Consider the following 14880-nt stretch of genomic DNA (forward strand, 5'->3'; position numbering starts at 1 on the left):
AATTTGTGGTTAAAGAAACTACTTTTCTTCCGCTTTTAATTTATTCACCAAAGGATTCGCGTACATCGCCAGGAAATATTCTTTAGAAACAGGATCAGACGGATCTATACGCATTTCTAATCTTCGGATAAACAGCTGTTTTTCCTGCTCTGTATATTGAGAAGCATAGGTGTCTGTATTGTTGATTAGATCGTAGGCTATATATTTCGTAGGCCAAAGCTTGTAATTCTTAATGATAGAATCATCAATCAACTGTACAATAGCCTGCAGCTGCTTGTTTTTATTCTCAACGGTAGCGGCAATATGATCCAATTCTGTATCAATAACATCACCGGCATGGATATGAATTCTTTTCTTTTGTCCTAAAATTCCGCTGAGTATGGTGTTGAAGTCTTCGTTTTTCCCTTTAATGTATGCCTCTTCTCTGTGTTGTGCCAATAATTGAGGCATTTTTAAAGAATCGGTAGGATCATATTCATAGGAAATAGAGATAGGAACGATCTTTAATGTTTTAAAATAATCTATTAATGACTGATCTCCCGCTGCCATGGCCAGCATTTTTAAAACCCCTTGTTGGGTAGCATCATTCCCGTCTTTAGCACGGCCTTCACGCTGGGCAATCCATACGGAACGGTTTTCTTCGTGTAATAGCATATCAATATACTCAGACATGGTCTGTGAACTCTTAAGCTGCTCACGAATTGATAATCCTCTTTGAACTAAGAAATTACGGTTCAGCTTAGCCAGTACATTCAAAAAGTTTCTTTTCACAAGATTGTCACCAATGGCTGAAGCCGTCATAATATGGCCACTTTCCAACAAAACAAGGTTAAGCAGGGAAGTATCCAGTACAATATCCCTGTGATTCGAAATGTAAAGGTAGGACGTATTTTTATCCAGCTTATCAAAGCCAGAAGTCGTTAAACCTTCAGAACTTTTGGCAAGAATCTGACGAACGGCATACGCTACAAACTGATGCTGGAAATCACTTATGGAATGCACATTTTTAAACTGTTCCAGCCAAACCTGCTCATCCACACCGGGAAAAGTAAAGTTCATGAGCGCTTTCATCATCGGATCACGGGCTATGCTCTGCAATCTTTCATTCACTTCCTGATCATGAAAATACCGGATTTCATCAAACTTAGACATGTTATGGTAAAAATTAAAACTTTTTGCAAAAGAACGAAAATTTATCTGGGGATGGGGTATAAAGGTTGTTAAAGTATTATGATGGGCGTAGGAATTAGAGAAATCATGTGGTGATTTTTATTAAATGTCTTTTTAACCATTAAGAATAGTGAAGTTATTAAGGTATTTAAGATGAAAATCGGAGATTTCCTTTATCCGAAAACATGGATGTTCTTCCTTTATTTCAGCAAAAGTTTTATAGTCACCTAAAAGCTTTTGTAACTCTATTTGTTCTTCATTAGATAAAGAAAGATATAACCATTCCTGTAATGCGTCTTTTCCTTTTTGGAAATAAAACTCATCAGATTATATAAGACGTTCGAAATAATTTGTAGATGTTTCTATAACTGACATTTGGTTTTCATGGAATTTAGTTTATTTGTTTCATCCAATAGGAAAACAAATAATTCATTAGAAGTAGCAATGATAAGAAAAACCTTTAGCTTTTGCTTACGGGAAAGCGTAAATTTTCTAAAAACAAACTATAAATATGGATTTAAAGAATTTTTAGGTCTTTTAGGAGTGGATTTAAAGATGAAAAGCAGAGAATGAAGATTATAATTATATTGGTTTAAGAGCCAATTTTCACAATTATTTTTCTATATTTAAACCTCATAAATGTTGATTTATCATGGAACATAAAATACATCAGGGACGCAATGTAAAACGATTCAGAGAAATGCTGGGCATCAAGCAGGAAGCACTGGCTTTTGACCTTGGGGACGACTGGAACCAGAAGAAAGTTTCTCTGCTGGAGCAGAAAGAAATTATTGAAGACCCTTTACTGAAAAGAATTTCTGAAGTATTGAAAATCCCGGTGGAAGCATTTCAGAATTTTGATGAGGAGCAGGCGGTAAATATTATTTCTAATACGTTTGGTGATAATGCTTGTGTTGGAAATCCAAATTCAACTTTCAACTTTAGTCCTATTGATGAAATAAAAAAATTGCATGAAGAAAAGATGGAACTCTATGAAAGGATGCTGAAGGAGAAAGATGAGATGATGGGGAGATTGGAGAGGTTGATTGAGAAGGGATAACTTAAGATATAGAAAAAGGTTCAGCATATGCTGAACCTTTTTTATGTTAACGAATAATAAAGTCTATAATGATGGCTTGTTATTATGTATTTTATCAACCAAATTTGACAATGTATGCTCTTTGTCTTTTCCTAACGTACATTGCCATATTACTATTACTGACCATCCTATTGATTCCAAATAATCAATATTTTGTTGGTCCCGTATAATATTGCTATTTATCTTATTTTCCCAAAATTCTTTCCTAGTTTCGGGTAGTTTGGCTTTTTTACAGTTCTTATGTCCATGCCAAAAGCATCCGTTTATAAAAATTATAGTTTTATATTTTGGAAGAACAATATCAGGTTTTCCTGGAAAACGTTTATCATTTTTTCTATATCTAAATCCATTAGCAAATAAATATTTTCTTACCAAAATTTCCGGCTTTGTTTCTTTTCCGGAAATCTTGGACATGATTTCAGAACGTTTTTCAGATGAAAAGATGTCAGACATTATTATATTTGTATAATTAATTACAATTTAAGAATTATTTGAATCATATATGTTGAAAGACGAAATTTTTGAGGATACGAAAAGGTATTGGGTACTTAAAACGATTATTGAGGATAAAGATCGTTCTTTTCAAACTATTGATAGCTATAATGATAAATTAGAAGAGTACTATAATTATGACAGCCTCGTTCCTAACTCAAAACAAATTAGTTCTGATGATTTTGTGATTTTGATAGATAAGGAAAAGATACTAGGTTTTGCAACAATAGGACACATTAATATTTCACCTAGTACAAAGACAATCCGACGTTGTCCAAAGTGCCAAGGAACAACTATAGATACGCGTAAAACAAAAAGACCTAAATACCGCTGTAATAAAGGGCATGAGTTCGAAGTTCCGATTGAGAAAGTAAGGGATGTTGATAGGTATACAGCTTTCTTTACATTTTTTATTGAAAATAATAATAAAGATCATACTCTTAAATTACTTCGTCCTTTTTATATGAATGGTTATAATCAAAATATGTCTATGCAACGACTGAATCCAGCTGTTATAGAGTTGTTTATTCATATTAAAGCAAAGCTATTAAATTCCTATCCTACATTAAAGAAAGAAGAGGGTTATATAAAAGATACTGATGAGCCCTATATAAATAATAATAAAGATGAAAGAGGTAGTGTTTTACGTGCTATAAAACTTCGTAGAGGACAGCAAGATTTTAGAAATAAATTACTTAAAAGATACAATAATACATGTATTGTGACCGGGTGTAAAATAATTGATATTCTTGAAGCTGCACATATCAATCCTTATCGTGGAATAAATGACAATCATCCAGAGAATGGCCTTTTGCTTAGAGCGGATATACATACCTTGTTTGATCTTAATCTTATTACTATAAATCCCTATACACTTACACTTGCTATTTCAAATACTTTATTAGATACAGAGTATAGAATATTCGAAAATCAAAAAATAATAATTGGAAAAAAAACACCTTCAAAAGATGCTTTACTTTCCAGGTGGAATCTCTTTCAGTATTAGTAGTATTAATTAGTTTTAATTAAAATCAATCCGTTATGAAATGGTTATTATAAGAAAATTATGGTTTGGCACAATTCAAACAGCTATTATTAATTGTTGTTTATGATTCAAAAAATAGAAAGTTTCTCATTGTATAAGAGTAGAATGAGAAACTTTCTATTTTTTCTGTAGGATATATCATTGTTGTATCTAATTAAGATAAGAAGATAAATATAACGAAATAAGTAAATCATTTGAATTCAAGATACTTGATTTGTTCTTATTATAGATGGAATTTAAAGATAATTATGGAACAGGATCAGCGTCTTCCAATCTTTTAAATAGGTGAGATAGCAAGCTAAGCATATCTAAACAATCCTTTTCTGTAAAAAAGCCCAGAGTCTCGCAAATCACCAATTTCTTCATGAGAAATAGGATTTCTAGCACCAGTTACAATTCCCATAGATAAATATTTTTGTCCATCTTCAATACATTTGTAGGTATCCGAATGAAATTTAGAACCATCGGGTTTATTAAATTTAGCAGCTACTTGTAAAACTTTACCTAAACCAAATTCAGAACCCATCATGCCGTGATCAGATATGTTTGTGCTTTTTGACTTTGTTCTTACTGAATTTATATACCTTTTAACTGCCTCAATAAATGCTCTATAAAAATCATTTCTAATATAATCTGCTTCTGCTGCGTTTCTAATTTCTGGATGAAGATATCTCCAGTGTAAGTTTGCATATTCTGGAACTAGGCTATGGATTATGTGAATAACTCTTTGTTGAGTATTTTCTGACAATTCAGGAGTTTCATCTAATAGATTAACAATGTCTTCTACTTGACCTTTTGCATTCTCTGGTAGCTTTTCAATCCACTGCCCTACATTAAGATTAATTTTTTCACTAATTGCATTTTGTTTTTTTTTCTTTACGTGATTCACGCCATTTTCTCTCAATTATAGATAAGCAAGAAGCCAAATAATTACGTAATTCAGATGTTTTTGAGTTTTCCCAGTCTATGGATTGCCTATTGGTTGAAATTACATCTTCTTCCCAATTATCAATAAAATCAATATTTAACCATCCTGTTGCATATGAATAAAAATGACTGGATTCGGATGGTCCAAAAAATTCAGGTATATTAACCATTCTACCATTTGCAAATAGTGTTATACCTCGTAAATTAGCTTTCAAAGGTTTTTCAGTCGTAATAATTGATCCTTTAATTTCTTCTTTTTCTCCGTATTCTTTGTCATTAATATTTACGATATCTTGAAAGTCCCACTCAAATTCAGCTACGATATTTTGATATTTTGTTTTACTATCTATTTTAATAGGTTCTCTATCATTTAGTGATATATATATAATAAAGTCATCTTTAAAATCAAATAATTTAGCAATATTATCAGCGTAATCTTCTATTGGGAAACCTGTTTTTCTTCTTAGATCAGTTAACGTAATTGTGGTTCCACTGCTCTCATCAGAATGTTCTAGTATTTGAAAAGTAGGTTCATAATCCTTACCTGTTGTATCTAATATCTCATTCCAGTCAAGGTCAAAATTTACATTTTTTTTTCTTTGGAAGTAGATATTGTTATCTTATCACCAATGCCAAAAAGAGCTAATTTACCTAGCCCTTTTTTTCCGGTTGGAATTCTTCCACACTGAGATTCTTGATTTTCTTCACGTCTATTTCTTCCTATTCTGAGGAAATAATTGTTTACTTCATCAAAAGACATCCCAGTGCCATTATCTTGCACAATGACTTTTTTTCTTCTTTATCATATAGCTTTATATGAACTTCAGTTGCACATGCATCATATGCATTCGCAATTAATTCTGCTAGAGCGGGAGGCATTGTTGAATACATCTTAACACCAAGGTGCTGGATAGTATTAGCCTCAAATTTCATTGATAATTTGTCTTCACTCATATATTAGTTTTTTCTTTTTATTCCTAAATAATACTTCAAAAAAAATTTTGAATGTTTAATTATTGCTAGCTTAGCTGTTTTCTGTGCCACTCAGACTCATTAAGACCAACTCTTGATAATTGTGAAGTATAATCAATAATCATACGCTGCGAATGCAAATCTTTTAAGTCAAGTACCCAAATAAAATGTTCATCATCAGCTGTGTCATATTTTTGTTGAAAAACATATTCTCCATTTTCATTTTCCTGAGCTATCACCATTCCATGATCATTGGAACAAATAAATTTAATTGTTCTAATAGAAAACGAATCCTTGAGTCTTTTTAATTTAATACCATCTGGAGTTAGTATATCAAACTTATCAGTTGACACTTTTAATGGTATGAATAAAAATTTTCTTTCTGCATCTTTTGGAATTCTTACACTGTCACACTTTTGTTGTATACAAATATAGTAAGCATCATATTTTGTACTTTTTAATAAAGAACCTAATGTGAGTTTTGGTTCTATATTTTTGGGTAAAAAAAGACTTTTATGATGGGCCAGCTTTGAAAATCTTTTATTAGAATTTTCTGTATTGGCATGGTTAATATCATTAATAAATAAGACTGTACAATTATTTAAAATTCCTTTCTTTTCATTTTTCGAAAGAGTCTCCCCTAAAACACTATTAAATCTTTCTTCTACATTCTCTTCAGTGGAAGAAACCAATTCTTTAAGTAGAGCAACAGATCTTGTCAGTTTTTTTTGTCCAATGATGTATTCTTCTTCAAGGATATTTCCTTCTATCCACGAGTCTACTAATTCGTCTTTTATAAAGCTATTAATGTTGGCATAAAAGAGTAAATCCTTTACGCTATCACCAAACAATTCTATTAGCAATTCTTCTGAATCCTCTTGTTTTGGAATCGTAGCTTTATGGGCCATATATGCACTATCCATTTCTTTTGCGAAAAGACCAAGTATTTTACTGGAGTTTTTTCTTAAAGTTGTTAAAGATGCTAATGCAAAATTTGGTAATAACCCCGATGTCATATTACTAAATTCTTCGATTATGAATCTAGGCAAATTTTCATAGTTAAGCATATGTTTTTCATATATCTTGTTAGATTCATTATTAATTTCAACTTTTTTAGACCTAACTAAAACTTTAAATTCTGCCGATTTGATTGATAAATTTTCGTCATCTAAAATATAATTTTCATTTGAAGCAAACACTTCATCATAAATTTCATGAAGAATATCTTTTAGAATTGTATAATCACCAGTATATACTAAAATCATTTTTAATGATTTATTAGTTTGCCCATCTTCAAATAATGATGATTGGATAATGGACTTTGTATAAACTCCTCTTGGTTCATCTTCATCATCTTCATCTTCCGTTCCAGGTTTTAAATCTTTAGGGAAGTTTATTTCCCAATCTAATACAATTATGTCGGATTTATTTGAAACAGCTTTAAAATATTCAATATCTTGCTCTGATTCAGGTTGGTAAACCGCACAGATTTTCTTTTCTTTTGCGAAATGTTTTGAAATTTTTGCTACATCCAGATCATTATTTGGCTTTGCTTCATCTTTAATTTTATAAGCTCTATCGTCTAGGAATACTATATTTTGGATATAGTCGTTAGCTATTTCTTTTGATTTTTCAAAAAAGGTATTAGTCATTATCTTGTGTTTGAATTCTTGTTATTTTAAAAGTAACTGTGCTTTTCTCTCGAGGAGAAACTACAGATAAGCTGTAGTTCTCAGCATTGAGAACCTCCTGACTGATACTCAACCCCATTCCTCTACCATGATTTTTACGAGAAAATCCCATAATAAATATCCTGTCTTGATCCTGAATATTGATTTCTATTCCATTATTAGATATATAAACTCCAGTATCATCAGCATGTAACCTTATAATCTTTTCTTCAGTATTACTTTGATTTAACCAATAGATGGCATTATCAATGAGATTAACAAATACCGGATAAAATGTAGAACGAAAACCAAATAGCTTATGGCTCGCAAAAGCTTTCGTATGTTTAAATTGAATATTATGACGTTCAAAGCGAGATTTAAATAAGTCAATAAGGAAAGTTTTGATCTCCAATAATCCAATATCTTCTCTTCTTCTATTTAAACGCCTATTTAAAGGTGTAAAAAGATTTAAATAGCCATCTAAATGTTCAAAACTTACTTTAATATTATTGTAAACCCCGTCTAATTGTTCATTTACATCTGACCAAGCTTTTAAATCCTTAATACTACTTCTAATTGATTTAACAGTGCTACTAAATTCGTGATGTAATATTCCTACTGCTAAACCTAACTGACTTAATTCAATATCAGCTTGTACACGCTCTCTCAGATCATCTAATTCTTCTGCTAGAGCATCAGAAATCTGATCGTTTGTAATAATATTACCGTCATTATCTTTTTCAATATAAAAGCTTTCAAATTGACGGATAATACGATCCATTATATGAGTATTTCTTTGGCTAATCATCTCGATTTCATCCTCCATCCTTTTTCGTTCTTCGACCAAATCAAAATCATCAGTTTCATTGATACTTAGGTTCTTGAATTTATCTTTTACGGATCGAATTTGATAATCTAGATCAATCATGAGTTGTCCTGTCACTTCTTTTATTTTTTGTGAAACATCAGTAACAATCTCATTTGTTTCTATTCGTTTTTTAGTATTAACCTTTACTGCTTCAGTAGAGATAAATTCAACAGCTTGTTCTAAACGTTTTCTTTTGCTTATTTCTAAATTTAGTTTTTCACTATAATTAGAAATTATTTTATCTACTTCTGTTATAGCATTTCTAAATAGTGTCTCTTCCAATATTCTATATTCAGACAGGTAGGTATCAAAATCAATTCTTACACTTTTGGAAATAGTAAACCCTTTCGGACTGGTAACAGTAATACTTCTTTTATATTCTGATAGTTTTTGTCTCGTTTCAAATTCAACGTCAATTACTTTTTGACTAGCCTCCTCCAAATCTTTAATATATATTACCGTATTGAGTTGAATTTGAGCTTCATCGAGAATTAAATTAATATCTTTTTCATATTTATTTTCATTCAGTTTTTTAAAAAAAAGATCCAAAGCTTTTACAAAATTCTCTTTTTTTCCTTTAGCTAATTTATCACGTCTTTCAAGTGCTTTGTAAAGATTATTACGTTCATTTTTTTTCTCATTATAAAACTCTGATTGTGGTGTTTTACTTTGGATATCAAAAAAATCAGCAGCTAATTGTATAAAAAAGTTTTTTAGGATAGCTTGTAATTGTCTGTATGCTTTATTCTCAATAAATCCTTCTCTACCTGCTTTTTCTACTAATTTATAGTTTCCATTATGAGAAATATTTATTGTTCCAAACATTCTTCTATAAGAGAAAAAGTAAGTTGAAGCTCTTTTAGAACGGTTTTTTTCTATATCTAAAAAATCATAATCAGAATCACCGTATGGAAGTACTCTTATATTATCTTTATAAATGTAAAGTCCTCCAAACTTTTCAGTCTTTGCTGTTAATCTATTCCAATTTTCTAAATCAACTACTGAATCTTTTAGTTGTCCTTGAACATAAGCAAGATTAATTTCAAAACCTCCACAGTCTGTAGGTTTCAAATTATTACCGGACCAATTTACAATATGATCGAATTTTTTTTCTCTATATATTTGAATATCACCTTTAAATTGACCGAATTCATCAAACTTACCTTTAAAATGATGATCTGCTAATTCAAATTCATCAGGAGTGAAAAATTGCTCTTTATCAATTAGATTAATATATAAGTTATCATCACCTTTGTAATCCCTAAAATTTATGTCTATAATAGGTTTTGGATGATTAGGTGTCATCGTATTATGGAATCCAATCAACATTTTTTCTATTTTGGTTGCATCCTTGGAACCTTTGTCACCATCAATATCGAATAGTAAATTTTCGCTAACGGGAGATATGTAAAAGAAAGTTCCACCTCTATCAGATTGTTCAATATTGAAATCACTAACAAGTTTATCATTTAAATCTTTTGGATTAACTTGTAAAGAGTTTACTGTTTCTGAAATCTTGGAGAAATCTCTCCCAGAAATGATATTTTTGTCTAAAAGACTTTCAAGAGATTCTTGGACTTCTTGTTTTAATTCATTAATGTCATTTTCATTCGGTAATACATCAAATTCTTTTATAGGTATTACTATATCTTCAAGATTAATTCCAGGTAATTCAAATATTTCCCAATTAATTAGAATTACTACAATTTTATGTTTTTCTTTTCTGTTTTTTGCTTTAGTAATTATTAAAACTTGTTTTCCTATTGAAGCAATTGCAAGCCTACCTATACCTTTCTCTCCCATAATTGGTCTAGAAGGTTTTGTGTTATCAGTAGGAGGAAGTGCAGTTTTTGAATTAATAAATTTACTTTCAGTACCAATAGTAAGCCATCTGGATTCAAATTCATCTCTGGTCATTCCTAGGCCATCATCTCTTAGTATAAGTAAATTTTCTTTACGTATAAAATCTATATCAAACTTATCAGCATATGCATCGTGAGCATTCTTAATAAGCTCGTTAATAGCTGTTGGGATACCAGCAATTTGCTGTCTCCCTAGTAAATCTAGTGCTCTAGCTCTTGTTTTAAATTTTGCCATTGATATAATTTTGAATTATTGCCTTCCCAATAGCTTTTGCATAAGTTGGGGGCACTGCATTGCCAATCATTCTTGCAATACTTTCAGTACTATTACCAATAAATTTATAAGTTTTTGGAAAGGACTGAAGAGTAGCCCCTTCTCTCAAAGATATAGCACGATCTTCTTCAGGATGAGCAAATCTACCATTAGAAAAGCTGAAAAATTTTGTAGTTATTGTTGGAGAGGGTTTATCCCAATACATTCTACCATAAATGTCTTTAAATCCATTTATCTTTTTATAGTGACAAGGTGCAGCTAGTCTTTTGTCATAAACATAAGACAACCTAGTTCCTCCATTATGTGGAGTTAAACTAAGTCTTTCAAGGTTAAGTTCACTCAACCCGGCAACCGAATGCATAAATTCAGATTTATCTTTATGTCCATGGTTTACCTTTGGAAAACCATTATGTTCACCTAAAACATCTCTGACAGTAACTTTTTTTGTATTTAGCGCTATAGGTTGAAGTTCTTTAGTACTTAATCTATTTGCGATTAGGGTGAATCTTTTACGATGTTGAGGTACTCCATAATTGCTTACCTCATGAATATTTGCATGAACTGCATATCCGTTTGTACGAAGCCAAACTATAAAGTTTTCCAAGCCACTTTCATGTTGTCGCTTTAAAACCCCAGGAACATTTTCCACGACTACATGGCCAGGGTTAAAATATTCTACAAAACGTCTGAATTCTTTTAGTAAATCTTTTGACTTGTTAGACTTTTTCTTATCAGTATTGATAATACTCCAAAACTGACATGGACTGCAACCTATTAGTAATAGATTATCATCATTTTTTTTAAGTTTTAACGTTTCTTCAAGAGTTTCTTCTTTTAGTTCAAATACATCAGCATGAATAAACTCTGCACCTTTAATATTAGCTTCATAAGTTTTTTTACAAGAGATATCATGATCAATTCCTGCTATTATTTCAATTCCTGCTTGTTGCATACCACAACTCATTCCACCCCCAGAGCAGAAGAAATCAACAGCTTTAATTTTTTTGTCGGACATTAATTTAATTTACTATTTTGAAATTATTAGTAATTGCAAAAATATACAAAATAAAAATTACATAAAATGATAGTTAATCGGTTTGTAATCAATTGAATATAACATGATTGTAATATTTCAACCTTTGATAACAATATTATGTAGTTTTATTTTATATCTACTACGGAAAACCGTAAGTAATTTGTGGAATTTCCTATATTTTCTAATATCAAATAACAAATAATGAGATTGATAGTGAGTTAAAAATTCAAGGAAATTTATTTGGAATTTTATACAGTAGTTGTATGAGATCTATTTGTAACATGTTTTTATTTTTCAATGGTTATTTACAAATATATAAATTTTTTGCTTTTTATCAACATGCTTTGAATTATACAAAAATACTTACTTTAGATAAGTAAGTATTTTTTTATTTTGGACCGATATTTTATTCTTAAGAAATTATTTCTACTTGTGGATATAAATATTTTTTCAATTTTTTAACCGGCAAATACACAAACACCACAGACAAAATCCCAGCTAGTGTTCCCACAACAACAGCCATCGCCGTAGCATCCAGCTTATAATCCTTAGAAAAATTATACTGTCCTAAAAAAAGCATTGCTAACACCAAGGAACAGGTAATCACTCCATGCAGAATACTCAGCTTGGTCATTAGCTTATTAATATTCAACGCTTCATCTACGGTAAACTCAATGGCGCCTTGTCCGGCGGCATCTGTGACTCTTTTGATGATGTCTATGGTGAGGACAACGGGGAGAAACAGGGCCATGGGTAGGGTAAGGCGGGCCAGGTTTTGTTCGCCGGAGAAAAAATGGGTGTAGCCTAATTCTTTGAAGCTGGCATAGGCGATGATGAAATTGAAAAATACATTCGGAAGGACATAGTAAATCGTACGCTTGATGAGAAAGCGTTTAAGGGTAGTTTTTTTGAGCTTTTTAGGCGGCTTCGGCTTAAATTTCAATTTCATGAGGTGGTCATAAGCGCTATGGCTTTCTCTTTTATTGTAGCGGCTTCGGCTTTGGGAAGGAAGTCTTCGTTGGACAAAAATATAAAATCCATCTGATGGTTGTACGTACTTGTCACCAAAGTGTTTGAGTTCAACCAGGGAAATGCTACGGTTGGACTGAAGATGGTTTCTACACTGAAGTTTTTATAATCGTTGGGGATGTTGATTCTGCCCATATTGGATAAGGTTACATCATGGCCTCCATTGCTTGATTTAAGCATGGAGATCATACGGTCAACAATCGGGTGCATCTGCTCACCCATCCACAGCAGTTCGCGGGCTTCCATTTTTCCTATTTTCTGAACAAGGTCTTTTTTAATCTGTCTGGCATTGTTCAACAGATCGGAGCTTCCTTTTTTAATCGCAAGGTCAACCGTTGGAGCAAAAGCAAATAAATGATCTTCTTTGATCTCGGGAATAAAATGACGGACATCCACCGGACTGATGACCTTACCTTTGGCGTCTTTCCCTTTTATTTCCTGGAAAGCCTGCATAAACGCGGAACACAATAAAGCATGTACGGAAACGCCGTTAGCTTTGCATCTCTCCGTAATTTGGGCTGTGGTTGCCGGATCCAGTTTCTGGTGAAGAACATAGTCTTTTCCAAGGTTTCTCTTTTTACTTTTTTGCTGTAACATAAAGAAGAACCTGGCGAAGGTCAGATAAAGTTTGGCTTTGAATTTTTTACTTTTTACATTAAAGTTGGAAGGTAAAAATTCATCTACGGAAGTGAAAGCCTCATAAGGTTCTAATTCTAAAGCAGGATTGTCCAAAAGCTGAAGAAGTTCCTTCATTAAAGTTACTCCTGTGGTTCCATCTGAAATACAATGAGGGATGGCCCAAAATACTTCAGAAACATCCTGTCCTCTTACCCAGACTACACGGGCAAGCGGTGTTTTTTCTTCCTCAAATAAGATTTTCCATTCTTTTTGAGACTCTGTCAACCAGTCTTCATCGGTTTTTCTTTCTACAATGCGGAGTGGGATAGGAGCAATCTCTTTTTCTTCTATAAAAAAAGGATATTTCTCAGTTTTAGAGTCTATAACCACTCTTAGCAACGCATGTTTCTGCTGGATTTTTTCCAGAGCAGTTTTAAAGTTCTGCTCCGGAAGTTCTCCTTTTATTTTAGCGGTAAATATACAGTTTACGGGTGTTTCGGGATCTACATACATGATCCTTTCCACCATCATTAGTTTTCTTTTGATCATGATACGGCTATATATTCCAGTTGAGTTTTAATGATCTTCATGACTTCATCACGGATGGCGAGAGCCTCCGTATAAGGCAAATACCCTTCACTTCCTACAAATGAAAAATCCATTTTTCCACGGTAGGTAGAAACTACCATTGTGGTGGTATTCCCCAACGGACCAATTACAGACGGGCTGAAAATAGTATCTACAGAGAATTCTTTATACTCATGAGGAATCTGAATGCGCCCCAGATTGGAAAACATACAGTCGTTAGAGGATTTTCCGTTCTTTAAAAGTTTGGTGAAATTATTCAGCGCATCATGCCCGGATTCCATCACCATCATGGTAATATAAGGATCAAGCTTAGAGGTTTTACGCTCTACAGAAGCCTGCATAGCATGTAAATTTTCTATAAAGCTCAGCTTTTCGTTAGCAGAAACCACAATCATCAATCCAAAAGCAAAAATATGGTCGTTTTTCACCTGGGTGGCAAAACGTCTGATATCTACAGGACAGGACACTTTATTAAAAGCTCCGGTTCCTTTTACTTTTTGAAAGCCTGAAGCAAAGCAGCACTTAAAAACGTGTTCACGGTAGCACCATTGGATTTGCAATAGGAAATCAACTGTTGGCTTATGGTTTCATCTACTTTCCAACTGATTAAATAATCATTTTGACGGTCAATAGATTTTTTACCAGTAGGAATAACCTTAATAGCTGTAGCGGCTAATCTTCCAATGAATTTGGCTTTTAATTTTTGCTTTCGGCTGTTTAAAATATTTGCTGGAACTACATCCTCAATACCTAAAATAGGGTTTTCTATTCCAATATCTGCATTGGGATTATCCAGTACTTTTAAAAATTCGTTGAGAAAAGCCATTGCAGAACCACCATCGCATAAACAATGGTGGAACGCAAAAAGCATGTCAGAAACGTTTTCTCCCTTAAGCCAGACAAATCGGATCAGGGGTAATTTTTTAGGGTCAAATAAGGTATTCCATTCTCTTCTGGATTCTTCCTGCCAGTGATCCTCGCTTTTTCGGGCAACGATACGTACCGGAATGGAAATTGGGTTTTCAGGAACATCAAACCAAGGAATGTTTTTCTCATCGTGAGCGATCAACGCTTTTAACCACGGATGCTTTTTCTGGATTTGAGCCAAAGCCTGCTGGATATCCTTTAATGCAAAGGTACCTCTGAGTCTGAAAGGGATCACCGCATTGAACGGTTCTGTTCCGTCTCCCAGTAACATTCGTTCGCCAAATAACAATCTTCTTTTCATAG

General features: G+C 32.5%; 15 protein-coding genes. 2 read left to right on the forward strand and 13 right to left on the reverse strand.

Annotated features, from left to right (window positions below; all coding sequences use genetic code 11):
• Positions 1-18 precede the first annotated feature (18 nt).
• Positions 19-1152 (reverse strand): 1-acyl-sn-glycerol-3-phosphate acyltransferase, encoded by a 1134-nt coding sequence (locus H5J24_RS05410; RefSeq protein ID WP_068944062.1) that lies wholly within the window; start codon positions 1150-1152, stop codon positions 19-21.
• A gap of 670 nt (positions 1153-1822) precedes the next feature.
• Between H5J24_RS05410 and H5J24_RS05415 the strand changes: the two genes are divergently transcribed.
• A complete protein-coding gene (locus tag H5J24_RS05415; protein ID WP_068944060.1) occupies positions 1823-2230 on the forward strand; it encodes a helix-turn-helix domain-containing protein in 408 nt (135 codons plus the stop codon).
• A 63-nt stretch (positions 2231-2293) separates the two neighbouring features.
• On the opposite strand, the gene H5J24_RS05420 is transcribed toward H5J24_RS05415, so the two are convergent.
• Positions 2294-2722, reverse strand: a complete 429-nt coding sequence (locus H5J24_RS05420; RefSeq protein WP_068944059.1) for a very short patch repair endonuclease — start codon at positions 2720-2722, stop codon at positions 2294-2296.
• A gap of 49 nt (positions 2723-2771) precedes the next feature.
• Here H5J24_RS05420 and H5J24_RS05425 point away from each other — a divergent pair, with 49 nt between their 5' ends.
• Positions 2772-3767, forward strand: coding sequence for an HNH endonuclease (locus H5J24_RS05425; protein WP_068944058.1), 996 nt, complete (start codon positions 2772-2774; stop codon positions 3765-3767).
• A 337-nt stretch (positions 3768-4104) separates the two neighbouring features.
• On the opposite strand, the gene H5J24_RS05430 is transcribed toward H5J24_RS05425, so the two are convergent.
• The 11 genes from H5J24_RS05430 to H5J24_RS05480 form a co-directional block, all read right to left on the reverse strand.
• Positions 4105-4695, reverse strand: coding sequence for a TIGR02391 family protein (locus H5J24_RS05430; protein ID WP_232816099.1), 591 nt, complete (start codon positions 4693-4695; stop codon positions 4105-4107).
• Positions 4658-4948 carry a hypothetical protein gene (locus H5J24_RS05435; RefSeq protein ID WP_232816100.1) on the reverse strand — a complete coding sequence of 97 codons (291 nt, stop codon included), beginning with the start codon at positions 4946-4948 and terminating at the stop codon, positions 4658-4660. The genes H5J24_RS05430 and H5J24_RS05435 overlap by 38 nt, the downstream gene beginning before the upstream one ends.
• A 368-nt stretch (positions 4949-5316) precedes the next feature.
• On the reverse strand, positions 5317-5493 hold the full coding sequence (locus tag H5J24_RS05440; RefSeq protein ID WP_232816101.1) for an ATP-binding protein: 177 nt from the start codon (positions 5491-5493) through the stop codon (positions 5317-5319).
• Entirely contained in the window at positions 5475-5687 is a 213-nt protein-coding gene (locus tag H5J24_RS05445) for an ATP-binding protein (protein ID WP_232816102.1), read from the reverse strand. Before H5J24_RS05445 ends, H5J24_RS05440 begins: the two co-directional genes overlap by 19 nt.
• Positions 5688-5752: 65 nt before the next feature.
• Positions 5753-7357 (reverse strand): response regulator receiver domain, encoded by a 1605-nt coding sequence (locus H5J24_RS05450; RefSeq protein ID WP_068944056.1) that lies wholly within the window; start codon positions 7355-7357, stop codon positions 5753-5755.
• Positions 7350-10340, reverse strand: a complete 2991-nt coding sequence (locus H5J24_RS05455; RefSeq protein WP_068944055.1) for an ATP-binding protein — start codon at positions 10338-10340, stop codon at positions 7350-7352. The genes H5J24_RS05450 and H5J24_RS05455 overlap by 8 nt, the downstream gene beginning before the upstream one ends.
• On the reverse strand, positions 10327-11394 hold the full coding sequence (locus H5J24_RS05460; protein WP_068944054.1) for a DNA cytosine methyltransferase: 1068 nt from the start codon (positions 11392-11394) through the stop codon (positions 10327-10329). The genes H5J24_RS05455 and H5J24_RS05460 overlap by 14 nt, the downstream gene beginning before the upstream one ends.
• 433 nt (positions 11395-11827) lie before the next feature.
• Complete coding sequence (locus H5J24_RS05465) at positions 11828-12364, reverse strand: hypothetical protein (protein ID WP_068944053.1); 537 nt, start codon at positions 12362-12364, stop codon at positions 11828-11830.
• Positions 12361-13611 carry a condensation domain-containing protein gene (locus tag H5J24_RS05470; RefSeq protein WP_068944052.1) on the reverse strand — a complete coding sequence of 417 codons (1251 nt, stop codon included), beginning with the start codon at positions 13609-13611 and terminating at the stop codon, positions 12361-12363. The genes H5J24_RS05465 and H5J24_RS05470 overlap by 4 nt, the downstream gene beginning before the upstream one ends.
• Positions 13608-14117, reverse strand: coding sequence for a WS/DGAT domain-containing protein (locus H5J24_RS05475; RefSeq protein ID WP_232816103.1), 510 nt, complete (start codon positions 14115-14117; stop codon positions 13608-13610). Before H5J24_RS05475 ends, H5J24_RS05470 begins: the two co-directional genes overlap by 4 nt.
• A gap of 23 nt (positions 14118-14140) precedes the next feature.
• Positions 14141-14878, reverse strand: a complete 738-nt coding sequence (locus H5J24_RS05480; protein ID WP_232816104.1) for a condensation domain-containing protein — start codon at positions 14876-14878, stop codon at positions 14141-14143.
• Positions 14879-14880 lie beyond the last annotated feature (2 nt).

Origin of the sequence: Chryseobacterium capnotolerans (assembly GCF_021278965.1) — a bacterium.
Lineage (GTDB): Bacteria > Bacteroidota > Bacteroidia > Flavobacteriales > Weeksellaceae > Chryseobacterium > Chryseobacterium capnotolerans.

Bases quoted from the DNA above. Each gene is read 5' to 3' on its own strand.
- H5J24_RS05480 (WP_232816104.1), bottom strand. From the start codon at position 14,878: ATGAAAAGAAGATTGTTATTTGGCGAACGAATGTTACTGGGAGACGGA.
- H5J24_RS05410 (WP_068944062.1), bottom strand. From the start codon at position 1,152: ATGTCTAAGTTTGATGAAATCCGGTATTTTCATGATCAGGAAGTGAAT.
- H5J24_RS05440 (WP_232816101.1), bottom strand. From the start codon at position 5,493: ATGTCTTTTGATGAAGTAAACAATTATTTCCTCAGAATAGGAAGAAAT.
- H5J24_RS05445 (WP_232816102.1), bottom strand. From the start codon at position 5,687: ATGAGTGAAGACAAATTATCAATGAAATTTGAGGCTAATACTATCCAG.
- H5J24_RS05455 (WP_068944055.1), bottom strand. From the start codon at position 10,340: ATGGCAAAATTTAAAACAAGAGCTAGAGCACTAGATTTACTAGGGAGA.
- H5J24_RS05420 (WP_068944059.1), bottom strand. From the start codon at position 2,722: ATGTCTGACATCTTTTCATCTGAAAAACGTTCTGAAATCATGTCCAAG.
- H5J24_RS05450 (WP_068944056.1), bottom strand. From the start codon at position 7,357: ATGACTAATACCTTTTTTGAAAAATCAAAAGAAATAGCTAACGACTAT.
- H5J24_RS05415 (WP_068944060.1), top strand. From the start codon at position 1,823: ATGGAACATAAAATACATCAGGGACGCAATGTAAAACGATTCAGAGAA.
- H5J24_RS05470 (WP_068944052.1), bottom strand. From the start codon at position 13,611: ATGATCAAAAGAAAACTAATGATGGTGGAAAGGATCATGTATGTAGAT.
- H5J24_RS05425 (WP_068944058.1), top strand. From the start codon at position 2,772: ATGTTGAAAGACGAAATTTTTGAGGATACGAAAAGGTATTGGGTACTT.
- H5J24_RS05465 (WP_068944053.1), bottom strand. From the start codon at position 12,364: ATGAAATTGAAATTTAAGCCGAAGCCGCCTAAAAAGCTCAAAAAAACT.
- H5J24_RS05460 (WP_068944054.1), bottom strand. From the start codon at position 11,394: ATGTCCGACAAAAAAATTAAAGCTGTTGATTTCTTCTGCTCTGGGGGT.